The sequence below is a fragment of the Streptosporangium sp. NPDC000239 genome, assembly GCF_040300765.1.
Taxonomy (GTDB): Bacteria; Actinomycetota; Actinomycetes; order Streptosporangiales; family Streptosporangiaceae; genus Streptosporangium.
Map to the genome: position 1 here is coordinate 434,648 of NZ_JBEPEI010000001.1, position 21,685 is coordinate 456,332.

The 21,685-nt window shown below is 70.9% G+C and carries 23 protein-coding genes; 8 read left to right on the forward strand and 15 right to left on the reverse strand.

What is annotated here, in order from left to right:
• Position 1 precedes the first annotated feature (1 nt).
• From ABT340_RS01985 to ald, 6 genes are all read right to left on the reverse strand, one after another.
• On the reverse strand, positions 2 to 457 hold the full coding sequence (locus tag ABT340_RS01985) for a S26 family signal peptidase (RefSeq protein ID WP_352008760.1): 456 nt from the start codon (positions 455 to 457) through the stop codon (positions 2 to 4).
• The gene (locus tag ABT340_RS01990) at positions 454 to 2,301 is read right to left on the reverse strand and encodes an ABC transporter ATP-binding protein (RefSeq protein ID WP_352008761.1); all 1,848 of its coding nucleotides are present in this window, start codon (positions 2,299 to 2,301) and stop codon (positions 454 to 456) included. Before ABT340_RS01990 ends, ABT340_RS01985 begins: the two co-directional genes overlap by 4 nt.
• Positions 2,298 to 2,789: a thioredoxin domain-containing protein gene (locus tag ABT340_RS01995; protein ID WP_352008762.1), complete on the reverse strand. Its 492-nt coding sequence runs from the start codon at positions 2,787 to 2,789 to the stop codon at positions 2,298 to 2,300. Before ABT340_RS01995 ends, ABT340_RS01990 begins: the two co-directional genes overlap by 4 nt.
• Before the next feature lie 59 nt (positions 2,790 to 2,848).
• On the reverse strand, positions 2,849 to 3,397 hold the full coding sequence (locus ABT340_RS02000; RefSeq protein WP_352008763.1) for a MauE/DoxX family redox-associated membrane protein: 549 nt from the start codon (positions 3,395 to 3,397) through the stop codon (positions 2,849 to 2,851).
• Between the two features lie 18 nt (positions 3,398 to 3,415).
• On the reverse strand, positions 3,416 to 3,616 hold the full coding sequence (locus ABT340_RS02005) for a hypothetical protein (RefSeq protein ID WP_352008764.1): 201 nt from the start codon (positions 3,614 to 3,616) through the stop codon (positions 3,416 to 3,418).
• Between the two features lie 764 nt (positions 3,617 to 4,380).
• The gene (gene ald / locus ABT340_RS02010) at positions 4,381 to 5,496 is read right to left on the reverse strand and encodes an alanine dehydrogenase (protein ID WP_352008765.1); all 1,116 of its coding nucleotides are present in this window, start codon (positions 5,494 to 5,496) and stop codon (positions 4,381 to 4,383) included.
• Between the two features lie 221 nt (positions 5,497 to 5,717).
• Here ald and ABT340_RS02015 point away from each other — a divergent pair, with 221 nt between their 5' ends.
• Entirely contained in the window at positions 5,718 to 6,833 is a 1,116-nt protein-coding gene (locus ABT340_RS02015) for an excalibur calcium-binding domain-containing protein (protein WP_352008766.1), read from the forward strand.
• Here ABT340_RS02015 and ABT340_RS02020 read toward each other — a convergent pair.
• Complete coding sequence (locus ABT340_RS02020) at positions 6,830 to 8,203, reverse strand: NCS2 family permease (protein ID WP_352008767.1); 1,374 nt, start codon at positions 8,201 to 8,203, stop codon at positions 6,830 to 6,832. The two genes, ABT340_RS02015 and ABT340_RS02020, sit on opposite strands and share 4 nt — an antisense overlap.
• A gap of 635 nt (positions 8,204 to 8,838) precedes the next feature.
• Between ABT340_RS02020 and ABT340_RS02025 the strand changes: the two genes are divergently transcribed.
• The 4 genes from ABT340_RS02025 (at position 8,839) to ABT340_RS02040 (ending at position 13,596) form a co-directional block, all read left to right on the forward strand.
• A complete protein-coding gene (locus tag ABT340_RS02025) occupies positions 8,839 to 10,113 on the forward strand; it encodes a helix-turn-helix domain-containing protein (protein WP_352008768.1) in 1,275 nt (424 codons plus the stop codon).
• 191 nt (positions 10,114 to 10,304) lie between these two features.
• Positions 10,305 to 10,898, forward strand: a complete 594-nt coding sequence (locus ABT340_RS02030) for a copper resistance CopC family protein (RefSeq protein ID WP_352008769.1) — start codon at positions 10,305 to 10,307, stop codon at positions 10,896 to 10,898.
• A complete protein-coding gene (locus tag ABT340_RS02035) occupies positions 10,895 to 12,934 on the forward strand; it encodes a bifunctional copper resistance protein CopD/cytochrome c oxidase assembly protein (RefSeq protein ID WP_352008770.1) in 2,040 nt (679 codons plus the stop codon). Before ABT340_RS02030 ends, ABT340_RS02035 begins: the two co-directional genes overlap by 4 nt.
• 263 nt (positions 12,935 to 13,197) lie before the next feature.
• On the forward strand, positions 13,198 to 13,596 hold the full coding sequence (locus ABT340_RS02040; RefSeq protein ID WP_352008771.1) for an ATP-binding protein: 399 nt from the start codon (positions 13,198 to 13,200) through the stop codon (positions 13,594 to 13,596).
• A 32-nt stretch (positions 13,597 to 13,628) separates the two neighbouring features.
• On the opposite strand, the gene map is transcribed toward ABT340_RS02040, so the two are convergent.
• Positions 13,629 to 14,477 carry a type I methionyl aminopeptidase gene (map, locus tag ABT340_RS02045; protein ID WP_352008772.1) on the reverse strand — a complete coding sequence of 283 codons (849 nt, stop codon included), beginning with the start codon at positions 14,475 to 14,477 and terminating at the stop codon, positions 13,629 to 13,631.
• Between the two features lie 45 nt (positions 14,478 to 14,522).
• Between map and ABT340_RS02050 the strand changes: the two genes are divergently transcribed.
• Positions 14,523 to 14,702, forward strand: coding sequence for a hypothetical protein (locus ABT340_RS02050; protein ID WP_352008773.1), 180 nt, complete (start codon positions 14,523 to 14,525; stop codon positions 14,700 to 14,702).
• A 7-nt stretch (positions 14,703 to 14,709) separates the two neighbouring features.
• On the opposite strand, the gene ABT340_RS02055 is transcribed toward ABT340_RS02050, so the two are convergent.
• Together ABT340_RS02055 and ABT340_RS02060 are read right to left on the reverse strand one after the other, a co-directional pair.
• Positions 14,710 to 15,372: a cyclase family protein gene (locus ABT340_RS02055; RefSeq protein WP_352008774.1), complete on the reverse strand. Its 663-nt coding sequence runs from the start codon at positions 15,370 to 15,372 to the stop codon at positions 14,710 to 14,712.
• Complete coding sequence (locus ABT340_RS02060; protein ID WP_352008775.1) at positions 15,369 to 15,632, reverse strand: CBU_0592 family membrane protein; 264 nt, start codon at positions 15,630 to 15,632, stop codon at positions 15,369 to 15,371. Before ABT340_RS02060 ends, ABT340_RS02055 begins: the two co-directional genes overlap by 4 nt.
• A gap of 103 nt (positions 15,633 to 15,735) precedes the next feature.
• Here ABT340_RS02060 and ABT340_RS02065 point away from each other — a divergent pair, with 103 nt between their 5' ends.
• Positions 15,736 to 16,752, forward strand: a complete 1,017-nt coding sequence (locus ABT340_RS02065; protein WP_352008776.1) for a LysR family transcriptional regulator — start codon at positions 15,736 to 15,738, stop codon at positions 16,750 to 16,752.
• On the opposite strand, the gene ABT340_RS02070 is transcribed toward ABT340_RS02065, so the two are convergent.
• On the reverse strand, positions 16,724 to 17,305 hold the full coding sequence (locus ABT340_RS02070; RefSeq protein ID WP_352008777.1) for a hypothetical protein: 582 nt from the start codon (positions 17,303 to 17,305) through the stop codon (positions 16,724 to 16,726). The genes ABT340_RS02065 and ABT340_RS02070 overlap by 29 nt on opposite strands.
• A gap of 119 nt (positions 17,306 to 17,424) precedes the next feature.
• Between ABT340_RS02070 and npdG the strand changes: the two genes are divergently transcribed.
• Positions 17,425 to 18,090, forward strand: a complete 666-nt coding sequence (gene npdG, locus ABT340_RS02075; RefSeq protein ID WP_352008778.1) for an NADPH-dependent F420 reductase — start codon at positions 17,425 to 17,427, stop codon at positions 18,088 to 18,090.
• Positions 18,091 to 18,161: 71 nt separating this feature from the next.
• Here the strand turns inward: npdG and ABT340_RS02080 are convergent, their stop codons facing one another.
• From ABT340_RS02080 to ABT340_RS02095, 4 genes are read right to left on the reverse strand one after another with little or no spacing between them, the layout of a single operon-like run.
• Positions 18,162 to 18,767, reverse strand: coding sequence for a response regulator transcription factor (locus ABT340_RS02080; protein ID WP_352008779.1), 606 nt, complete (start codon positions 18,765 to 18,767; stop codon positions 18,162 to 18,164).
• A complete protein-coding gene (locus tag ABT340_RS02085; protein WP_352008780.1) occupies positions 18,764 to 19,864 on the reverse strand; it encodes a sensor histidine kinase in 1,101 nt (366 codons plus the stop codon). Before ABT340_RS02085 ends, ABT340_RS02080 begins: the two co-directional genes overlap by 4 nt.
• Positions 19,865 to 19,881: 17 nt before the next feature.
• Positions 19,882 to 20,658, reverse strand: coding sequence for an ABC transporter permease (locus ABT340_RS02090; protein ID WP_352008781.1), 777 nt, complete (start codon positions 20,656 to 20,658; stop codon positions 19,882 to 19,884).
• Positions 20,655 to 21,575, reverse strand: a complete 921-nt coding sequence (locus ABT340_RS02095) for an ABC transporter ATP-binding protein (protein WP_352008782.1) — start codon at positions 21,573 to 21,575, stop codon at positions 20,655 to 20,657. The genes ABT340_RS02090 and ABT340_RS02095 overlap by 4 nt, the downstream gene beginning before the upstream one ends.
• Positions 21,576 to 21,685 lie beyond the last annotated feature (110 nt).

Genomic DNA, 21,685 nt, shown 5'->3' on the forward strand with positions numbered 1-21,685 from the left:
GTCACGAGTGGTCTCTCAGGGGGCGCAGGACCACTCCCACCACGGCGTCGGCGGGTACGTAACCGTACTGTCGCGAGTCTCCGCTGCCGTCGGGATTGTCTCCCAGGAGCACCAGACTGGCCGGGGGGACCACCGCCCCGGCCCCTTCGAAGGGAAAGGGCACCGGATCTCCGGGGATCGCCGCGACCCGTTTGATGACCCGCCGGACGCGCAGTGCCTCCCGGGGACCCAGCTCTCCGGGAACGGGCCGTATCCACTCAGGCAGGTCGACGACGGCCACCTCACCCGCCCGGATCCGGCCTCCCCGGCGGCGCCGTACCAGTAGCCGGTCGCCGTGACGGTAGGTGGGCGTCATGCTGGGGCCCCGCACCGTGACCACCAGGTATCCCCGGCGCAGCCGGTTCAGCCAGCCCGCGAGGCAGGCCAGCGCGACAAGGGCCAGCGCGGTCCGGATCATGTGAGCGTCGTCTCGTAGCCGCGGGCCTGCAGGGAGAAGAGCCGGGAGTAGACGCCGCCCTCGGCGACGAGCCGGGCGTGGTCGCCGCACTCGATGATCTCCCCGTCGGAGAGGACCGCGATCTGGTCCGCGTCGCGGACCGTGTTGAGGCGATGGGAGATCAGCAGGCTGGTACGGCCGCCGCGGTGCTCGCGGAGCCGGGCGTGAACCTCGGCCTCGGCCTCCGCGTCGAGACCGGAGCTGGGCTCGTCGAGGACGAGCATGTCCCGGTCGTCCCGAAGCAGCGCCCTCGCCAGCGCCAGCCGCTGCCCCTGCCCGCCGGACAGCAGCATGCCCATCTCGGGGTGCTCCTCGTCGATCCCGGCCAGGAACATCCGGGTCAGCATGGTGTCGTAGCCGTTCGGCAGCGCGGCCAGCACCTCGTGCACCCCGGCGCGTCGCGCGGCGGCCTCGATCCGATCTCGGTCCTCCAGCCGGGCGAGGTCACCGAGGCCGATGTTCTCCGCCGCGGAGAGCTCGTACTCCACGTAGTCCTGGAACACCGTGCCGATCCGTTCCCGCAGCTGGGCGGGGTCGGTGTCCCGCAGGTCGACTCCGTCCCAGCGGACCTGGCCGCGGGTGGGGTCGTAGAGCCTGCAGAGCAGCTTCACCAGTGTGCTCTTGCCCGCGCCGTTCAGCCCGACCAGCGCGGTGGCCCGGCCCGCGGGAATGGTGAGGTTCACACCACGCAGCACCCACGGCTGGTCGGGACCGTAGCGGAACCAGACGTCCCGGAACTCGACCCCTCCCGTCAGCGCCGGTACCGGGCGGGGAGAGGCCGGGACCGGCAGATCGGGTTCGACCGTGGTCGCCACGTGGTAGTGGTCCAGCATGAGCAGCGCCTGGTAAGAGGCTCCCAGCTGACTGATGATCGCGGACAGGGAGCTCTGGACCCCGGCGACCGCGGCCACGAGCACCGTCACGTCACCCACGGTGAGTCGTCCGGCCCGGGAGGCCAGGACGGCCCAGATCAGCCCGCCGCCCGCGACTCCGGCCCCCAGGAGGGCCAGGAGGATCTGCACTCCCAGCTCGCGCCGGTCCAGGGCGCGGTTGACGGCGTTGGTCGAGCGCAGCTCGGAGAGCATCCGGTTCCTGAAGAAGTCCCCCAGTCCGAAGAGACGGACCTCCTTGGCCTCCCGCGGGGAGCTGAGCAGGTTCGCGTAGAAGTACTGCCGCCGCTCGGCGTAGCCGGTCCGCCACATCGCCCCCACCCGGCGCCGGCCCAGCAGGACCTCCGCCCGCGTGGTGGGGATCGCGGTGACCGAGACGGCCAGCACCAGCCAGGGGTTGATCAACAGCAGGGTGACCAGGAAACCGGTCAGGGTCAGCAGACTCCTTCCGATGCCGGTGGCGCTGTTCAGCAGGTGCACGGGGCCGGTGCTGCCCGCCTGCTGCGCCAGGCTGATCCGATTGTGGAAGTCCGGGTTCTCCAGGGTCGCCAGCCCCCGCAACCGGTCGTTCATCGCGGTGTAGAGCCGGTCGACCGCGACCGTCCGCACCCGCCTCCCCACCTCGGCCTCGGTGTACTGGGACAGCCGTGGCACGACCACGGCGCAGACCCCCGCGAGGGCGAGCGCCACGGCGGCCCAGACCAGGGCCGTGCCGGAGACGCCGCCGACCAGGCCGTCCAACGTCAGCCGGGTGAGCCAGGCGACCACCACCGGCGCGAGCCCCGCGGCGGCCGAGAGCAGCACCAGCACGCCCAGCGCCGCCGGAGCGGCCGCCAGCGTCAGCCGCGCCGCCATGAGGGTGTGGCCGAACGCCGCTTTGGGGGTGAGCCCGGCCGTCGCTCCGGCCTGCCTCACATCTCCGCCGGTACGGCCACGGCACCTCGCCCGGTGTGGGTCACCGCGCCGTCCGCGCCGAGACGGCACATGGCGGGGTAGGCGGAGGTCTTGAAGGCGGCGGCCAGCGGCCCGCGATCCCGTTCGATGACGACCATGACGTTCTCCCGGAGCTGCGACACCATGTCGGCGGCGACCTCGTCCGTCGGCGCCACGATCACGGCCAGCGCCTGCCGACGGCCCTCGGGCAGCGCCCGCGCCGCCGCGGCGAACCTGGGAAGCCACTCGTGGCACGCGTCGCAGGTCGGGGAGAAGAACCCCACCAGCCCACCGGCCAGCTGTGCCCCGGTGACCGCCTCGGCGTCCACGGTGCGGGCGGTGAAGAGACCGGGGCGGGTCCCGGGACCGGTGATCGGCTCGATCATGGACTTCGGGTGGGTCAGGCCGTCGAGACGTTCTGTGTGGTCCCGTAGCCGGCGGATCACGCCCAGCGTGAGGACCAGATTCAAGACGGTGACGACGACACAGAGAATCACGGCTGCGGCAACAAACATGTCCACTGCTTTCTTCACTTCGATTTGTTCGGGTGGTACGGAGACGGGGCGAACAGGGCGACCAGATCGTCCAGGCGGATCACCAGGGACGCGACGGTGAGGGCGGCGATCACCGTGACCACGGCGAGGGCCGGCTCCGTCGGCCCGGCGGGGGAGAGCAGGGCCGTCAGCAGGCCGGCCACCGCCACCACGATCAGGACGAGGTTGCGCGCCAGGTGCACCGGTCCCAGCGGTGTGCCTCCGGCCCCGAAACAGCGGCACGGGGCACGTTCACCCCGGCGCAGCGCCGCGGCGATCGCGATCGTGAACCCGGTGGTCGTCACGGTGGCGAGGGCGAATCCCGCCGCGGCGGTTGCGGGAAGGAGGGTCAGGACGACGACGGCCAGTTCGGCGGCGAACGCTCCGAGGGCGACCGGCCGCCGCCACCTGCCCACGCGGGGAGGCAACAGCAGGCCGGTCGATCTCGTGAATTCGGCAAACGCCTTACCGGGCCGTTTGCTGATCGCCGCTACGGCGAAAGTGCTCGCCACGAGCACCTGGCAGCCCAGGGTGACGAGTGCCATTGGTCGTTTAGGCGGGGACTAGGAGCAGACGCTGCACGTGATACGGCGGGCGCTGTCCTCGCAGAGGCACAGCTTGGTCAGGCCACCTCCGCAGGGAATCTCGTAGAGACACGGCCCCGTGTAGGGGTAGGAGCCACAGGGGCAGCTCGCGGCCGCGCTCGACGCGGGCACGAACCGGCTCAGCAGCCGGTCCCCCAGGATTCCCAATTTGTTAAGCATGTCGCAGACCCTTCCTCCGGCCGCCGGTTCCGCGCGTGAGAGATTAATATGCGGCCGGAGTGGTCTCCGGGGCGGCACGTTGTTCACGCTAACCGCCGCTTATCGGCAAAACAATAGATTCTTGCCGAAGAATGGCAATTGCAATTCCGGGAGGCCGGTTATTCATTGATTTGGAAGGATGTGGTTTCGAATTCCCGACTCTCCTGTCGGGTAACCTGGGCGGACGTGAGCCCCGGGGCCGCGGGGGGCCCGCAGGAGGCCTTCGTCCGGCCTGGTCGGGGGTCGTGAGCTGCGGACATTCGCTCGCCTCCCGGGGCGTCCCGCATGGCGACCATGGCCTTTCCGTGGCCTTTCCGTGTCATGGCGGGCTCCCGCCCTCCCCGGGGTGTGACCCGGCCGTCCGAACCGGTCGCGTTTTTCCAGCTTTTCGGCCCGCCGGTTCGGACTGTTCCGCCCTTTTGGGGCATCACTTCCTGCTGTTTTCTCTGCCCGTTTGGCGGATGGGCGGAGTGTCACCGGACGTGCCATTTCTGTGACGTTTCTGTGAATGGCTTGGAAAGCATTTCCGTATGGAAATCATTACTTTATGTGAGCGCATTGTCCGATGAATGGGCGGGTCGGTCAAGCATTTGTGCAATGTGAAATGGTTCACAGATTGACCGCTTTGGGAGAGGGTAACGCGGTGCCGGTTTCCGGGACGGCGGGGCTGACAGGGCGCCGAACAGCCCCGCACGGCGTGCCGGGGGTGGTCCTGAACCACCGGACTATCGGAGTACCCGCTCCAGCGGAACCGCCTCCAGGCCGTGGGCCTCGGCCACCGGCTGGTTGGTCAGGTGCCCCTCGTGTGTGTTGAGGCCGGGAGCCAGCACGGGGTCCTCGCGCAGCGCCTGGCGCCAGCCGAGGTCGGCGATGGCCAGGACGTAGGGCAGGGTCACGTTGGTCAGCGCGTAGGTCGAGGTGTGCGGGACGGCGCCCGGCATGTTGGCCACGCAGTAGAAGATCGAGTCGTGCACCCGGTAGGTCGGGTCGGCGTGGGTCGTCGGCCGGGAGTCCTCGAAGCAGCCGCCCTGGTCGATGGCGATGTCCACCAGGACCGAGCCCGGCCTCATCCGTGAGACCAGTTCGTTGCTGACCAGTTTCGGGGCCTTGGCGCCCGGCACCAGCACCGCGCCGATGACCAGGTCGGCGTTGAGGACCGCGCGCTCGACCTCGAAGCTGTTGGAGGCGACCGTCTGGCAGTGGCCCTGGTAGATGACGTCGGCCTGGCGGAGCCTGTCGATGTTCTTGTCCAGCAGGACCACCTCGGCCTGCATGCCGAGCGCGATCACCGCGGCGTTCATGCCGGAGACCCCGGCACCGATCACGACCACGCTCGCGGCGTGCACACCGGAGACGCCGCCCATCAGCACCCCGCGGCCGCCCTCGGGCCGCATCAGGTGGTAGGCCCCGACCTGGGGGGCGAGGCGCCCGGCGACCTCGGACATCGGGGCGAGCAGCGGCAGGGAGCCGTTGGCGTTCTGCACGGTCTCGTAGGCGATGCCGGTGACCCCGGACTCCAGCATGGCCCGGGTGCAGGCCTCGGAGGCGGCCAGGTGCAGGTAGGTGAAGAGCACCTGCCCCTTGCTCATCCGGTGGTACTCCTCGGCGACGGGCTCCTTGACCTTCAGGACGAGGTCCCCCTCGGCCCACACGTCGTCGGCCGAGTCGATGATGACGGCGCCGACGCTCTGGAAGTCGGAGTCGGGAATCGACGACCCCGCTCCGGCGTCCTTCTCGATGAACACCTGATGACCATGCCGGACCAGCTCCTGGGCGCCGGCTGGGGTCAGGGCCACACGGTACTCGTGGTTCTTGACCTCGCGGGGAACAGCGATCTTCACGGCTCCTCCAGATTCGTGCACCTATGTCACCTTCACTCTGCGTTCCCGAGAAAGAGGGCACTACGCGCAAGGTGCAATGAATCGCTCATCGTTGATAACACGCTGTCAAACTGCGGAAGTCGTCATCTTTCTGGATGCCCGATTGACCGTCCGATTACCGGGGATTTTGAGTGATCGGTAGGCTCGTTCGCGAGGGACGCGACGATACGGGGACGAAGACGATGGAGATGCGCACCGGTCCTGGCGGCACGGACGACCCGCCGGTGCCGCAGGGGCCTCCACCCGCCCGTCACGGCCATCACCAGGGCCGTCACCAGGGCGTCCGGCCTGACCCGACGGGACCGGGGCGCGGGAACGGGGACAGGTCCGGCCCGCCGGGCGGCCGAGGCCGTCCCACGCCCCCCGGAGGGCCCCGCGACCCACGGGACCCCCGCGACCCCCGAGCGGCCGGATACGCCCCGCAGCCGCCCCGCGCCACCAGGATCACCACGATCGCCCTGGTCGTCGCCCTGGTCATCGTCGTGCTGACCGCGGGCGTGCTCGGTACCCTCGCGGTGCTGATGACCCGCAACCCCGACCTGCCGCTGGGCGCGACGCCGCCCCGGCGGCTGGCCGTACCCATCCACTTCGCGCCGGTGACGGGCGCCCAGCAGGGGCCGTGCACCGACCCCGACGCCAGGCCCGACGACCTCGGGCAGGTCTGCTACACACTGGCCGCCGGGGTCAGCGTGGACGCGGTGCGCAGGATCGAGGCGGTCCAGGACCGGGGCGGCTCCTACTCGGTGAAGATCGTGTTCGCGCCCACCTTCCGCGACCAGATCAACGACCTGACCCAGGAGACGGTCACGCAGCAGATGGCGATCGTCGTCGGGGAACGGGTGGTCGCGGCCCCCAGGGTCGCCCAGGTGATCACCGAGGACAGTCTGAGCATCGCGGGCTCCTTCACCAAGGAGCAGGCCGACGCCATGGTCGCCCGGCTGCTCGGTGCCGCGAACGCGCAGCCCTCGGCGACCCCGGGAACCACGACGCCTCCCACGACGGCGCCCATCACCCCACCGGCCACGAACGCGCCCACCGGTCAGGCACCACAGACCCCGGCCGCCACCACGGGAACCACCACCGGGCCCACCACCGGGCCCACCACCGGGCCCACGACGGGAGCCGCCGCGCCCGCCGCCGGGGCGCGGGGGACCGATCCTCGCTATCCGGACTGCGCGAGCGTGGCCAGGGCGGGACGCGGCCCCTACTTCAAGGAGACCCACAAGGAGTACCACTGGTACCCCGACAAGGACGGCGACGGCGTGGCCTGTGAGGAGGGATACCTCCAGGCCCGCTAGAGCAATCCCTGGACGGCCTCTATCGCGAAGTAGAGGGCGAAGACCAGGGTGACCGCCCACAGCAGCCACGGAATCCGCCCGGCCCGCCCGACGGCCGCCTGGACGACCGTGTAGGAGATCACCCCGGCGCCCACGCCGTTGGTGATGCTGTAGGTGAAGGGCATCAGCGCGATCGTCAGGAACGCCGGTACGGCCAGCGTCAGGTCCTCCCAGGGGATGTTCCTGGCCTGGGTCATCATCAGCGCGCCGACGAGCACCAGCGCCGGGGCCGCCGCCGCGGCGGGCACGACGGAGGCGATCGGGGTGAAGAACAGGCTCAGCGTGAACAGGGCGCCGGTCACCAGCGCCGCCAGGCCGGTCTTCGCGCCCTCGCCGACCCCGGCCGCCGACTCGACGAACACCGTGTTGGCCGAGGCGCTGGACAGGCCGCCGACGGCCCCGGCCACGCCGTCCACGGTCAGGATCGCGCCGAGGCGGGGCACCCGGCCCTGCTCGTCGACCAGTCCCGCCTCGTCGCTCACCCCGATGATCGTGCCCATCGCGTCGAAGAACCCGGACAGGACCAGCGTGAACAGCACGACCGTCGCGGTCACCGGCCCCGCCTGGGAGAAGCCACCGAAGAGGTCGAACTGCCCGACCAGTCCGAAGTCCGGCGCCGCGACCACGCCCTCGGGCACCCGGGGCACCACGACGCCCCAGCTCGCCGGGTCGATCCTGGCGACGGAGTTGACGACGATCGCCAGCACGGCGGTGATCGCGATGCCGATCAGGATGGCGCCCCTGGTCCTGCGCACGTAGAGCACGATCATCAGCAGCAGGCCGAAGCAGAAGACCGTGACCGGCCAGCCCGTCAGGTGTCCCGTCCTGCCCAGCTGCACCGGCGTTCCTGTGCCGCGTGCCACGAACCCGGCGTCGACCAGCCCGATCAGCGCGATGAACATTCCGATGCCCACGCTGATCGCGTGCTTCAGGGCCAGCGGGATGGAGTTCATGATGAGCCTGCGCAACCCGGAGACCGCGAGGAGCACGATGACCAGGCCCTCCAGCACGACCAGACCCATCGCCTGGGCCCAGGTCATGTGCGGGGCGGCCTGGTAGGCGACGACGGCGTTCAGCCCGAGCCCGGCAGCCAGGCCGAAGGGGGCGTTGCCGACCACTCCCATCAGCAGCGTGCTCACCGCCGCCGCGAGGACCGTCGAGGTGGTCAGCTGCGTGATCGTCAGCTTCGCGCCGGTGACGTCCGTCGCCCCGCCCAGGATGATCGGGTTGAGCAGGATGATGTAGGCCATGGCCATGAAGGTGGTGATCCCACCCCTGACCTCGCGGCCGACCGTCGAACCACGCGCCGACAGTTCGAAGAACCGGTCCATGAGCCTCCCATCGCCCTGAAGGACGATCGGGTTCCTACCCCCGCGGTTCCGGCGCGATGTCATGGGCCACGGCCTGGACCGTTCCATTTCATTGCGGAGCCGTACGGTCCGGGCGGGAAGCGGGGATGGACGGAAGGTGACGTGCGGAGATGATTCGCCCTGTGCAGGGGGGTTCGGGTGGGTTAGGATCGGCGCACCGATTCCAGGCGCTGGAGCGTTCCTTCGCCGTGCGACATCCGACGGGGCCTCGGCCGGGCGTTCCTCTTCCGGGAACCGGAACGGCCCGCCGCCGTATCCGCCGGATCGCGATGCTCACCGGTCGGGATCTCTCCACGGTGACGGGCCGTGCCGGTCTGGTACCGGCTTTACAGGCGGGCTGACCCGCTGCTAGTCGGGATAGCTCCAGCTCGTCTTGTTCTCCTGGTTGAGCTGCAAAGAATACTGACTGGTGCTCTGCGAGGGGGAAGACGAATCAGCACTTGCAGTCGTAGCATTGCTCATGGCTGCAAATGTGGCCGTAAATAGGACGGCGAGGGCAGACAAAGCGAGGCGTCGGCGCACGGGGGAGGCTCCTGTCGTGGGTTCTGCTGCTCGAACGATATCTTTCAAGGGGTAACGTGGCTGGTCAAGACTTGGTGGGGCAACGCATCAAGACCGTCCGACGTCAACGTGGTCTTTCCCAGGCGCAACTCGCCCATCCGGAACTATCCGACAGTTATGTGTCGCTGATCGAGAGCGGCAAGCGTACGCCCACTCCGGCGGTCCTTGAGCTGCTGGCCGAGAAGCTCGACTGCTCCCTCACCTACCTGATCAACGGCGTGACCGCCGAGCAGATGCAGGAGATCGAGCTGGGCCTCGGCTACGCCCGGCTGGCCATGGAGAACGGCGAGGTCGGCGAGGCGCGCACGCGTTACGCCGAGCTTCTCGCCGACAGCGGCCTGGCGGGCCTGCCCCAGCACAGACAGGACGCCGAGTACGGCCTGGCCCTGGCCACGGAGGCCTGCGGCGACCTCGACGGCGCGATCGCCCTGCTCAACGGCCTGCGCGAGAACGACCCCGCCACGATGAGCCCCGAACGCCACATCGCCGTGGCCGTCGCCCTGTCGCGCTGCTACCGCGAGCAGGGAGACCTGGCCCAGGCGGTGAACGTCGTCGAGGAGATCCTCGGCGGCGCGGTCAGGCCCGCCTGGACCGACGGCCTGATGAGACTGGGCGGCCAGCTGCTGGCCGCCTACGTCGAGCGGGGCGACCTGCTGCGGGCCAGGCAGTTCTCCGCCGAGGTGCTCGCCGCGGCCGAGGTCCTCGGCACCCCGCAGGCGCTCACTCTGGCGCACTGGGGCGCGGCCATCGTCGCGGTCGAGAGCGGGCGCGGCGACGAGGCCGTCACCCACGTCGAGCGCGCCCTGGCCATCCAGTCCGAGTACGGCGACCCCCGCAGACTGGCCCGTCTCCGCAACGACTACGCCCAGGTCATGCTGACCGTACGGCCCATGCAGGCGGGCGCCTGGCGTGAGCTGCTGGCCAAGGTCGAGAAGGAGCTCTCGGAGAGCTCGGCCAACCCCATGGACAAGATGCGCTGCGCGATGAACCTCGCCCGCGCCGAGCTGCTGCTCGCCAACCCCCAGCGGGCCGGAGAGCACATCAAGGCCGTCTGCGACATGCTCGACGGGATGCCCAGGCCGCTGCAGATGGAGGCACGCCTGCTGCACGGCCAGACCTCCGCCGAGCTGGACGGTCAGCAGCGGGCCCTGCACGAGCTGCAGGCCGCGGCCGAGGCGCTCGACAAGCTGCCCGCGACCCGCTACACCGCCCACGCCTGGCTGACGGCGGCGCGGGTCCTGGAGCGCATCGACGAGCCCGTCCGCAGCGTGGACGCCTACAAGAGGGCGCTGGCCTGCGTGGGGCTGTAGGAACCGCTCCGTTCCGCCGGGCTCACGGGTTCGGCGGAGCGGAATGGAAAAGGTGACATCCGAAAGGCCATGCCCGGGGATTGCCGGGCATGGCCTCGGACGTTTTACGGACGGCCGCAGAGGCGGGTCGCCGGCGCGTGCAGACACGGAGGTAGGGACCGCATGAGGGCGTCGGTAGCCTTGGGGGTGCCATGAAGACTTCCCCTGCCGCGGCAGCCCTCACGCTCCTGGCCGCTCTCCTCCTCGGTACGGCTCTCGCCTCACCCGCCCTGGCGCACGACTCGCTGAAGAGCAGCGACCCCGCCAAGGGCGCCACGGTGGACGGCCTGGACCGGGTGAAGCTGACCTTCACCTCCAAGGTCAACTTCCCGATCGTCGTGGTGCACGCCAAGGAAGGCGCCGCCTACCAGGAGGGCAAGCCCGTCATCGACGGGCCGGTCGTCACCCAGCGGCTCAAGCCGGGCCTGCCGCCCGGGGAGTACGTCATCGCCTACCAGGTGGTCTCCTCGGACGGGCACCCGATCGACGGGGAGATCCCCTTCACGCTGAGCGGCTCCGGTGATCCGTCGCCCTCGCGGAGCGCCCCGGCCGCCGACCCCGGCACCGAGCCGAGTGCCGCGCCGGCCGCCGAGGCCGCTCCCTCGTCACAGGAGGCCGCCCCCGTCGCCCAGGCGGCGCAGGAGCCTTCGAGGGGCATCCCCGGCTGGGTGTGGATCGTCGTCGGCGGTCTCGTCGGAATCGGCATCGGGCTGATGTTCAGCCTGCGCGGGAAGAGGCGGTCATGAGCAGGCGGGAGCGGGCCGTGCCCGCCGTGGAGGAGACGGCGGACAACGGGAAGGTCGTCAGGATCGCCCTCGCGAGCGCGGGTGTCGCCGTCGTCGCACTGGTGATCGCCATGATCGCCGGAGGCGCCGCGACCCCGCGCGTCATCCCCGGTCTGCCGGACGAGGGCGCGTTCACCCGCTGGGGCCTGCCGCTGTCGAAGATGCTGATGGACGTGTCGGGGGTGCTCACCGTCGGCGTGCTGCTGGCCGCGACGGTCTTCCTGCCCAGCGACAAGGGACTGCTCGGCAAGCCGGCCCTCGCCTACGTCAAGGGCGCCTCGTGGCTCGCGCTCGCCTGGGCGGCCTCGGCCGCCGCGACGATGATCTTCAGCCTGTCCGAGGCGCTCAGGGTCCCCGTCGCCGACGTGCTCGGCGGCGACGAGCTGACCAGCTACGCCAGCCAGATCTCCCAGGGCATCGCGCTCACCCTCGTGGTGCTGTTCTCGATAGCGATCGCGCTGTTCGCCCGGGGGACGATCACCGTGGGGGCCTGCGGAGGGCTGCTGGTGCTGGCTATGGCCACGCTGCTGCCCCCGGCGCTGACCGGGCACTCCTCCTCGGCCCCCAACCACGACCTCGCGACCACCGGGGTGGCCGCGCACCTGCTCGCCCTGGCCCTGTGGGTCGGCGGCCTGGCGGTGCTGTGCTTGCACGCGCTGCGGCGGCAGCCGCTCCTGGAGACCGCGGCCACGCGCTTCTCCACGCTGGCACTGTGGTGCTTCGTCGCCGTCGGCCTGTCCGGCCTGTTCAGCACGGTGGCCAGGCTCACCTCGGTCGAGGAGCTGTTCACCTCCGCCTACGGCCTGATGCTGCTGGCCAAGACCGCGGCGTTCGCGGTGCTCGGCGTGTTCGGCTGGTGGCACAGGAAGCACACGCTGCCGCAGCTCTCCGCGGGGACGCCCAGGGTGTTCGCCCGGTTCGCCTCCGTCGAACTGCTCATCATGTTCGCGACCGTCGGCGTGGCCGTCGTGCTCGCCCGCACCGCCCCGCCCGAGGAGGTCCTGCGGACCGACCCGGTCGTCGACCTGCTCGGCTACCCCCTGCCGCCGGAGATCTCGGTGGCGAACCTGGCGTCGCTGTGGTGGTTCGACCTGTTCACCGGCACCATGATCGCCCTGCTCGGCGGCTTCTACCTCGCCGGGGTCGTACGGCTGTCCAGGCGCGGCGACCACTGGCCCGCGGGCCGTACGGCCGCCTGGTTCGTCGGCCTGCTGATCCTGGTCCTGGCCACCCAGACCGGGGTCGCCCGCTACGCCAAGGTGCTGTTCAGCGCGCACATGGCCGAGCACATGACGCTGGCCATGCTGGTGCCGATCTTCCTCGTCCTCGGGGCTCCCGTCACGCTGGCGCTGCGCGCCCTCAAGCCCGCCGCCCGCAGGGGCGACCGGGGTCCCCGCGAGTGGCTGACCACGATCCTGCACAGTAGGTTCGTCCGGTTCGTCACCCATCCGGCGATCGCCACCGCGATCTTCGTGGTCTCGACCTACGCGCTGTACTTCACCCCGCTGTTCACCGCCGCGATGGAGGAGCACCTCGGCCACATGGCCATGACGGCGCACTTCCTGCTGAGCGGCTGCCTGTTCTTCTGGGTGATCATCGGGATCGATCCCTCACCCCACACGCTGCCCCACGTGGCCCGGCTGATCGTCCTGTTCGTCACGATGCCGTTCCACGCGTTCTTCGGTATCGCGCTGATGAGCATGGGGACGGTCATCGCCGCCGAGTGGTACGACCAGCTCGGCCGTACGTGGGGCGCCTCCTCGGTGGCCGACCAGCAGACCGGCGGCGCCATCGCCTGGGGCTTCGGGGAGATCCCGACGCTGATCGTGCTGATCGCGCTGGCCTTCCAGTGGTGGCGCGACGACGACCGCAAGGCCCGCAGAGCCGACCGCAGGGCCGACGCGGCCGCGGCCCGCACCGGGGGCACCGGCGACGCGCAACTCGACGCCTACAACGACTATCTGGCCAGGCTCAACCAGCGCGACAGCTCCCAGTGAACCGTGGCCGTCTCCACGGCCCGCTCCGCGGTATGCCTCACGGCGGCCGAGTCCGGTCGCCCGGACGTCAGGTGATCCTGTCCACCAAGGCCATTGGCGGCTCCGGCAAGTAACCTGGAGGAAACGGGGATCAGCACCACCGCGACGGCACACCGATCGCCACGCGCCGTACCCGGACACATACGGGGGTCCACGTGTCCGACAGGGAGGCCGGTGACCGCCGTACGCGGCGGAAGGGGTGAGCAGTGGCCAAGGAACTGAGCATGCACGCGGACCGAACCCTTGCCCGGGTCCTTGAGGAACACCTGACCGGGTGGGCGCGCGACAACGACGTCACCGTCGAGATCTGGGCGCTGCCCGCCCGCGACGTGCCGGCCGAGGTCACCGGCGCCCTCCTGGCCACCCTTGAGGAGGCGCTGTCCAACGTCCTGCGGCACAGCGGGGCCGACGTCGTCTCCGTCGCGGTGACCCTGGGACAGGCGGGCCTGCGCATGACGGTCAGCGACAACGGGGCCGGAGTGTACGGCTCCGCCGTCGGCAGGGGGGTCGCCGCCATGCGCGGGCACTTCGCCGGCGTCGGCGGGACGCTCAGCGTCAAGGGCGTCCCGGGCGGGGGAACCACCGTCACCGGGACCGTTCCCATCGGACGCCTGGGACGCTGAGCGGGCCGCCCGGGAGACGCCGGGCGCGGCCGTCAGGGAAGCGTGAGGATCTCGTGGCCGCTCTCGGTGACCAGGATGGTGTGCTCGAACTGGGCGGTCCGCTTACGGTCCCGGGTCACCGCGGTCCACCCGTCGGGCCAGATCTCGTAGTCGATCGTGCCGAGCGTCAGCATGGGCTCGATGGTGAACGTCATGCCGGGTTCGAGGGTGACCGCCAGCGACGGGTCGTCGTAGTGCGGGACGATCAGCCCGGAGTGGAAGGTCGTGCCGATGCCGTGCCCGGTGAAGTCGCGCACCACGCCGTAGCCGAACCGCTTGGCGTAGGCCTCGATCACACGGCCCGCCACGTTGAGCTGGCGTCCGGGGGCGACGGCCTTGATGGCCCGGTTGGTCGCCTCGCGGGTGCGCTCGACCAGCAGCCGGGACTCCTCGTCGACCTCGCCGACCAGGAAGGTCGCGTCGGTGTCGCCGTGCACGCCGCCGATGAACGCGGTGATGTCGACGTTGACGATGTCGCCGTCGCGCAGCACGGTGTCGTCGGGGATGCCGTGGCAGATCACCTCGTTGATCGAGGTGCACAGCGACTTGGGGTAGCCGCGGTAGCCGAGAGTGCTGGGGTAGGCGCCGTGGTCGCAGAGGAACTCGTGGCCGATCCGGTCGAGCTCGTCGGTCGTGACGCCGGGCGCCACGTGCCTGCCGACCTCTTCGAGCGCCTGGGCGGCCAGCTTGCCCGCGACCCGCATCCGCTCGATGATCTCGGGGGTCTTGACGTCGGGCTCCCCGGTCTTGGGGGATTTCTTCCCTACGTACTCCGGCCGTTCGATGTGGGCGGGAACCTTTCGGGTGGGCGAGATCCGCCCGGGCTGGAGCAGTGTCGTCATGGTCCCCCAGTCTAGTTGCGGTTCTCACTGGGCAGGATTGATCGTATGAGCGATCGATGGTGGTTCTGTCTCACGCACATGGCGGTCGAGCCCGACGAGGGCTGCCCGAACAAGGACCGCATGGGTCCCTACGAGACCCGGGAGGCCGCGGCCAACGCCCTGAAGACCGCGGCCGAGCGCAACGAGTCCTGGCGCGCGCAGGACAAGGCCTGGGACGACGACTGAGCGGACGCTACCGCTCCTCGACGACGGCGTAGGCGCGGACCGGGAAGGTGCCCAGGCCCACGACCATCGGGGGAGCGGCGTGGAGGCGGAACCCGGTGTCGGGAAGCGCGGACAGGCCGGTCATGTGCTCGACGATCGGGATGCCCGAGCCGAGCAGAAGCGTGTGAGCCGGGCGCTCGCCCCTCGGCGGGGTGTCGTCGATGTTCAGCGAGTCGATCCCGACGAGGGCCGCCCCCTGCTCCTGCAGCCACCGCGCCGCCTCCGGTTCGAGGTAGGGGTGGCCGTGGAAGTAGGCCTCGGTGCCGAAGTGCCGGTCCCAGCCGGTGTGGACGAGCACGGCCCTGCCGCGCACCTCAAGACCGGTGAACCGGTCGGCTCCGACGGACCGTTCCCCCTCGGCCCTGACGACCAGTCCGGGAAGGTCGGCGACCGCCTCCAGCGGCACCCCCGACAGGTCGGGGCCGTCCGGGTAACGGTGGTAGGGAGTGTCGAGGTAGGTGCCGGTGTTGGCGGCCAGCTCGACGGTGCCGATGTGGAACTCGGTGCCCGGGGCGTAGACCTCGCGTGAGGCCTCCCTGCTCAGGTGCACACCGAGCCGGGGTCCGGGGACGCCCGGGTAGGTGAGCATGCCGTCGGTGATGCGGTGGCTCAGCTCGATCAGCCGTGTCATGGGAGACCCATCGTCCTTCTGTCGTTTCGGGCGTTTCTGAGCACGGCGGTCAGCCCGATCGCGGCCCAGACGACGTTGAGGATCGCCGAGGGCCACGCGGAGTGCCAGGCCGCGTTGACCATCAGGGCGGCCGACCCGGCGAGGTTGATCACCTGGTACGGCAGGCCGTCCCCGGCCATCCGGGACGAGGACACCATGGCGTAGCCGTACAGCATGACGGCGGCGCCGGACCAGCCGAGGACGTCGACGAGGAGGGGCACCGGATCACGCCCCGGTGGGGAGGGTGCTCATGCCTCCATGGTCCCGGCCTCCCTTGTTGAAGCGCAAATAAAGTCTTCTAAACAGGAGCGTAAGCTGAGCTGCATGGAAATCGATCCGCGGCGGCTGCTGGTGCTCCACGAGGTGGCGGTCCGCGGCGGTGTCATGCGGGCGGCCGAGGCACTGCACCTGACCGCCTCCGCGGTCTCCCAGCAACTCGCCCAGCTCGAACGGGAGGTCGGTCTCGCGCTCATCGACCGTTCGCAGCGCAGGGTCGCCCTCACCCCCGCGGGCCGGGTGCTGGCCGGATACGCCGGGCGGATCGAGGAGGAGCTCAGCGAGGCCAGGCGGGAGCTGACCCGCTTCACCGAACTGCTGGCCGGTCCCGTCTCGATCGCCGCCTTCCCCACGGTCATCCGGCACCTGGTGCTGCCCGCCCTGGTCACCCTCGCCGAGCGCCACCCCCAGGTCGCCCCCCGCGTCCACGAGCTGTACGGCGCGCCCGCCCTGCGGGAGCTCAGGCTCGGCGGGATCGACCTGGCCATCACCGAGCAGGACGCCGACGAGCCCGTCCCCACGCACTCCGCGCTCGTCTCGCACCCGCTCTACGTGGACGAGTACCGCATCGTGGCGCCTCCCGGCTGGGCGGAGATCCCCCGTGCCGTCACGGACCTGGGCGGGATGCCGTGGATCGCCGGACCGGCCGACCAGGCCTGCGGGCAGGCGCTCGAACGGCTGGCCGCCCTGCACGGGTTCACCCCGCGCAGGGCGCACGTCATCGAGGAGTTCCCGCCCACCCTCTCCATGGTCGCGGCGGGGCACGGGGTGGCGATCGTCCCCTCGCTGGCCCTGCTGGAGGTCCCCGCGGGGGAGGTCGTGGTGACCGGCATCTCCAACGTGGGAGCCCGCAGTCTCAGCGTCGTGACCCGGATCAGCCGCGCCCGCTCGGGAGAGCCGGGACCGGTGCAGGCGGTGGTCATCGCCGCGCTCAGGGAGGCGGCGCAGGCTCTCGGCGCCCGGGTCGGCAAGCGCTACGGGACGCCGCGACGACGGCGCTTCACCTGGGGCACGGACGGTGGAGGGGCAGGGGCGGTCAGTAGGAGGGGACCCGGGGGCCGCTGACCCGTTCGAGCAGCCTGGCCAGCCTGTCGCGCAGGCCGGGCCGCCTCCCGGTCTCACCCGCGGCCAGGCTGATGAGGTGCTGGGCGCCGTCGAAGGAGAGCGGTGCCCGCTCGGTGACGGCCAGCGCGTCGTGGGCGAGGCCCTCAAGCTCGGGGTCGCCGCCGTCGAGCGCCAGGACGGTCGCCCCGACACGCCGGGCGTCGCTGACCCGTTCGAGCAGGGGCGCCGGGGCCCGCTCCTCGGCCACGACGAACAGCGTCTCGCCCCGCCTCGCCCGCTCGATCCGGTCGAGCCCCACACGCAGGTGCTCGGGGGCGTCGGGGGCGGGGGCCCAGCGCACCAGGGTCGGAGCGAGCTGGGGAAGCCCGGCGAGCCTGGCCTCGTCACCCAGGTGCGCGGCCAGGTGCCAGGGCTCCTCGCCGGGCGTGCCGACGACCAGCAGTCCGCCGGGTGAGCGCGTCGCGCGCAGCGTGAGACCGAACTCGCGGGTGCGCTCGACCCAGCCGGAGGAGGAAAGGATCTCACGTAGGATTTCCGCTGACCGAGAGTCCATCCCTCCATGGTGCCCCCCGTCGCCCCGGTACGGCCCGAGGAACACGACCCTGGCATGATCTGGACAGACAACGCCGGGCAGGGCTGCCGTGAGGGCAGACAGTGAGCGGGGAGCGACCAGTGAGCACCGATCTTCCAGACGTGAGCGGCATCTCCATCGGAATCCTTGGCGGCACCGGTGACCAGGGCAAGGGACTGGCCAGGCGGTTCGCCCTGGCGGGCAATCCGGTGCTGATCGGCTCGCGCAGCGCCGAACGCGCCCAGGAGGCCGCGGCGGGTCTCGGCGGCCAGGTGAGCGGCGCGGACAACGCGACCGTGGCGGCCCAGGCCGACGTGGTGATCGTGGCCATCCCCTGGGACGGCCACCGTTCCACCCTTGAGTCCCTGCGCGCCGAGCTGGCGGGGAAGATCGTCGTCGACTGCGTCAACCCGCTCGGCTTCGACAAGCAGGGGGCCTACGCGCTGCCCGTGGAGGAGGGCAGCGCCGCCCAGCAGGCCGCCGCCGTGCTTCCCGACAGCCGGGTCGTCGCCGCCTTCCACCACGTCTCCGCCGTCCTGCTGCTCGACCCGGAGGTCGAGGAGATCGACCTGGACGTGCTCGTCCTGGGTGACGACCGCGAGGCGACCGACACCGTGCAGGCGCTGGCCTCCCGGATCAACGGTGTGCGCGGCGTGTACGGCGGCCGCCTGCGCAACGCGCACCAGATCGAGGCGCTGACCGCCAACCTCATCTCGATCAACCGCCGCTACAAGGCCCACGCCGGGTTGCGCGTCACCGACGTCTGAGTCTCGTCACCGGCCGGGTCCTGTCGCGCGGGGCGCCCCCGGGCGACCGCGGAGATCCACACGAACAGGCTTCAGATCCAGCCGACGTCCTGGGCGATCCTGATGGCCTCGACCTTGTTCCTGGCGCCGGTCTTGGCGATCGCCCCGGTCAGATAGTTGCGGACCGTCCCCGCCGACAGGTGCAGCCTCGCGGCGATCTCCTCGGCGGGGGCGCCGAGCGCGGCCTCCCTCAGCACGGTCGTCTCCCGCGGGGTCAGCGGGCTGGCGCCGTAGGCGAGGGCGGTGGCGACCAGTTCGGGGTCGAGTACCCGCAGGCCCTGGGCGGTCCGGCGGATCGCGTCCGCCAGCCGGTCGCCGGGGGCGTCCTTGACCAGGAACGCCTCGATGCCCTCGGCCAGCGCCCTGCGCACCTGCCCCGGCTGACCCATCGCGGTGAGCACGAGCACCCGGCAGCCGGGCAGCCGTTCCCGCAACTCGACGGAGGCGGTGATGCCGTCGACGACGGGAAGCTCGATGTCCAGCACCGCGACGTCAGGACGGGTCCGCAGCGCGGCGGGCACGATCTCGTCGCCCCCGGTGACCTCGGCGACCACCTCGATGTCCGGTTCGAGCCGCAGCAGCGCGACCAGCGCCGCCCTGATCATGTGCATGTCCTCGGCCAGCAGCACCCTGATCACGCGGGCACCTCCATCGCGAGCCGGAACCCGCCGCCCTCGGTCCGGCCGGCGCTGACCGAGCCGCCGAGTCCCTCCGCCCGCTCCCGCAGGCCGGTCAGCCCGTTGCCGCGCCCGGCCCCTCTGCGGGCGCGGTCGTTGACCAGTTCAAGGCGCACCGCGCCCTCGTCCGCCGAGGTGCTGATCGAACAGGTCGTGGCCTGGCTGTGCCGTACGACGTTGGTGACCCCCTCGCGCACGGCCCAGGCGAGGGCCTCGTCCACCGGGCGGGGGACCGCCAGTTCGGCCAGGTCGGTCCGGCAGCTCACGCCGGAGGCCTCAAGCAGCGCGACCGCCCGGTGGACCTCCTGCGCCAGTGACATCTCCCGGTATCCCCTGGCCACCTGCCGCACCTCCTGCGCGGCGTCCCTGGCCACGGCCGCCAGCTCGGCCAGCTCCGTCTTGGCCGCCCCGGGGTCGGCGTCCACGAGCCGGTGGGCGAGGTCGCCCTTGAGGGCGATGGCGGTCAGGCTGCTGCCCAGGCCGTCGTGCAGGTCACGGGAGATCCGCAGTCGTTCCCGCAGCACCGCGGCCTCGGCCAGCTCCATCCTGGCCTTGGCGAGCTGCTCGCTGACGACGGCCAGCCGCACCGCCCCGTAGGTCACCCCGCTCGTCACGATGACGGTGACCAGGTTGTACAGGGCGAGCGGCACGCTGCCGCCGGAGACGACGAACCCCATCCCCAGGTCGATCACCCCGATCACGGCCATCACGGGGATCGCCGCTCCGAGCCGCAGCCTGAGGAGCACCGCGGAGGCCAGGATCGTCTGCATGCTCGACGCCCAGTTGTAGCCGAGGAAGGGCGAGAGCGAGAACAGCACCGGGATCGTCCCGTAGGTGACGGCGATCTCGACGATCAGGGCGACCGGCACGCCGCGCGGCTCCCGCCCCCGCAGTGCCCGCCGTACCACCAGGTGATGCGGAACCAGGAAGGCGAGGGCGGCCACCGTCAGGATCACGGCCTCCAGGGGGGTCGTGACCAGAGAGAAGATGACCAGGGTGAAGCCGACGGCGATGACGTAGACGGTGCCCACGGCCACGTGCTGGGGGGTGATCCGCATGTCAGGAACCTACCAACCTACGATTTCCTGCTCTCCCAGCGGAACCTGCGGACGATGACGAACGCCCCGATCGCCGCCCAGACCGCCAGCTTCAGCGTCGGTACGGCGGCCGCCCGCAGGTCTTCGCCCAGGCTGCCGTGCGCCGCGTAGGCGGTGCGGGCCATGTCCACGATGGCGTCGGTCGGCAACAGGCCGAGGACCGTGCCCACCCAGCCGGGCAGCACCTGCATGATGGGGCCGAAGCCGCCCGCGCCGAGTCCCGCCAGCAGGAAGAACGGCATCGCCATCGGGGCGGCCAGCTCGCTGCGCGGCACGGCCACGGTGAAGGCCGCGCCCAGCAGGCACAGCACGAGGGCGCCCGCGACCACGGCGAACAGGTACAGCAGCGGATCACGCGGCACCGGCAGGCTCGTCAGCCCGTACAGCGCGACCGAGACCAGCACGGTCAGCGCCGTGCTCTGCAGGACGAGGTTGGCGATCTCCCCGCCGAGGATGTCGCGGTCGCTGAGGCCGGTGGCCCGCAGGCGCTTGAGCAGGAGCTGGTCGCGCCGGACGCACAGGGTGACCGTGGTCTGCTGGAACGTCGAGATGACGAGGACCGTGGTCAGCATCCCCAGGTGCATGTTGACCAGGAGCTCCTGGCTGCCGGCCCCCAGCCGGTCCATCAGCAGCGGCATCCCGGTGCCGAGCAGGAGGAACAACGCCACGGACGTGCTCAGCGCCGTACGGTCCCGCCAGAACAGGCGGCCGTTGAAGCGGGCGACGACCGCCAGGTCGCGTGCGGACACGGTCACACCACCTCCTTCTTCTTCGTCTCGTCGGTCTTCTCGCCGGTCGCGAGGTCGAGGAACAGGTCTTCGAGCGTCGCCGTACGGACCTCGAAGCCGCGCAGGCGCAGGCCGTGACCGGCCGCCCAGTTCAGCAGGGCGTGGGCGGTGAGGTCGGGGTCGGGGACGCGGTAGACGGCGAGGTCGCCCTCCGCCGTCGCGCGGGGGACGGGCAGGTCCTCCAGGCGGGTCGAGGGGGGCAGCTCGAGGGCGACCCGGCCCGTCTGGGCGGCCAGGGTCTCGGCCATCCCGCCGCCCGCGACGACCGTCCCACGGTCCATGATCACCATGCTGGAGGCCAGGCGCTGCGCCTCCTCCAGGTAGTGCGTGGTGAGCAGGATGGCCGTGCCCTGCCCGGCCAGCTCCAGGATGATCTCCCAGGTGTCCCTGCGGGCCCTCGGGTCCATCCCGGTGGTCGGCTCGTCGAGGAAGAGCACGTCCGGCCTGCTCAGAATGGCCAGAGCGAGGTCGAGACGGCGCTTCTCCCCGCCGGAGAGCTGGCGCACCCTGGTGCCCGCCTTCGCGTCGAGCCCCGCCAGCCCGAGCGCCTCGTCCCTGGGCCTCGGGGCGGCCACGAAGTCCCGCCAGGCGTCCACCGTCTGCGCCACGGTCAGGTCGGGGAAGAACCCCGCCTCCTGGAGCATGATGCCGCTGCTGCGGCGCATCTTGACCCGGTCCTTGACCGGGTCGAGGCCGAGCACCCAGACCGTGCCCTCGTCGGCCTCCTGGAACCCGGCCAGCACCTCGACCGTGGTGGTCTTCCCGGCGCCGTTGCGCCCGAGCAGGGCGAAGATCTCTCCCTGCGCCACCTCGAACGAGACGTCCCTGACGGCCGTGAATTCCCCGTAGCTCTTCCTGAGCCCGTCCACCTGAATCGCTGTCACAGCTCAAAGCATGCGGTTCCGGCTGCCGCTGCGGCAGTGAGGAATTCACATGTCTGGCGCATCAGGGCAAAGTCCTCGGACCCTCCTCGACTAGGTCCACGGCGTGGTGG

What these genes read in the sequence shown, in the direction of transcription:
- ABT340_RS01985 (WP_352008760.1), bottom strand. Translation starts at nt 457, where the DNA reads ATGATCCGGACCGCGCTGGCCCTTGTCGCGCTGGCCTGCCTCGCGGGC.
- ABT340_RS02000 (WP_352008763.1), bottom strand. Translation starts at nt 3,397, where the DNA reads ATGGCACTCGTCACCCTGGGCTGCCAGGTGCTCGTGGCGAGCACTTTC.
- ABT340_RS02005 (WP_352008764.1), bottom strand. Translation starts at nt 3,616, where the DNA reads ATGCTTAACAAATTGGGAATCCTGGGGGACCGGCTGCTGAGCCGGTTC.
- ABT340_RS02015 (WP_352008766.1), top strand. Translation starts at nt 5,718, where the DNA reads ATGGAGATGCGCACCGGTCCTGGCGGCACGGACGACCCGCCGGTGCCG.
- ABT340_RS02020 (WP_352008767.1), bottom strand. Translation starts at nt 8,203, where the DNA reads ATGGACCGGTTCTTCGAACTGTCGGCGCGTGGTTCGACGGTCGGCCGC.
- ABT340_RS02030 (WP_352008769.1), top strand. Translation starts at nt 10,305, where the DNA reads ATGAAGACTTCCCCTGCCGCGGCAGCCCTCACGCTCCTGGCCGCTCTC.
- ABT340_RS02035 (WP_352008770.1), top strand. Translation starts at nt 10,895, where the DNA reads ATGAGCAGGCGGGAGCGGGCCGTGCCCGCCGTGGAGGAGACGGCGGAC.
- ABT340_RS02040 (WP_352008771.1), top strand. Translation starts at nt 13,198, where the DNA reads ATGCACGCGGACCGAACCCTTGCCCGGGTCCTTGAGGAACACCTGACC.
- map (WP_352008772.1), bottom strand. Translation starts at nt 14,477, where the DNA reads ATGACGACACTGCTCCAGCCCGGGCGGATCTCGCCCACCCGAAAGGTT.
- ABT340_RS02050 (WP_352008773.1), top strand. Translation starts at nt 14,523, where the DNA reads ATGAGCGATCGATGGTGGTTCTGTCTCACGCACATGGCGGTCGAGCCC.
- ABT340_RS02055 (WP_352008774.1), bottom strand. Translation starts at nt 15,372, where the DNA reads ATGACACGGCTGATCGAGCTGAGCCACCGCATCACCGACGGCATGCTC.
- ABT340_RS02065 (WP_352008776.1), top strand. Translation starts at nt 15,736, where the DNA reads ATGGAAATCGATCCGCGGCGGCTGCTGGTGCTCCACGAGGTGGCGGTC.
- ABT340_RS02070 (WP_352008777.1), bottom strand. Translation starts at nt 17,305, where the DNA reads ATGGACTCTCGGTCAGCGGAAATCCTACGTGAGATCCTTTCCTCCTCC.
- ABT340_RS02085 (WP_352008780.1), bottom strand. Translation starts at nt 19,864, where the DNA reads ATGCGGATCACCCCCCAGCACGTGGCCGTGGGCACCGTCTACGTCATC.